1 pseudogene is annotated in these 623 nt (G+C 44.5%); it reads right to left on the reverse strand.

Going from position 1 to position 623, the window contains the following annotated elements:
* Nucleotides 1-146 precede the first annotated feature (146 nt).
* A pseudogene (locus R7E78_RS27925) lies at nucleotides 147-623 on the reverse strand (siroheme synthase); the annotation flags it as partial.

Raw genomic sequence — 623 nt, forward strand, 5'->3', positions numbered from 1 at the left:
ACAACTTCCGTGATTAATATGTTTTGCTAATTGGTATTCGATACCAGTTAGAAGAAGCAAAAATAAAAGCGCCGACGTATTTTTCGTCGGCGCTTTTTTTATTGTCAGTGTTTGGGAGAGCGTTGTTTTTGCTAAAGCGCCACAAACTAAATCACAAGATCTTGCCCTTGCAGCAACATGAATTCGCTTGTGCCTTGAGGAATGAACACACACACACGTAAATTGTCTTTTTTCGCTTTGGCTAACTTATCAGACAGTTCTGCCGCATTTGAAAAGGCCTCACGTTCGGCATCTCTTCTTACCAGCTCCATTGCGTCTGATTCACACTTAGTCGAATACAGCGCGAGTTCGGCTTGCTGCATGTAGCGAACAGCTTTGATTGGCAGCATTTCGACGTCTTTTCCGAGATGAATCCAAGTACAGCTGCCCTTCTCATCCAATGGGTTTGCCATCGTTGCCTGATAGATGGTTTCAAGCTCGCGGTTATTACGCGCGTTTTCAACATCAGGGTTAGAGAAAAATTGCTCCCAGAACTTACGGCGTAAATCGACACTTGGTAACGCTTCTTTGATCGAATTACGTTTCGAGTTGGCAAACTCGGCCATCAAACCCATGTTCTGAGG

The organism is Vibrio sp. YT-19(2023) (assembly GCF_033337395.1).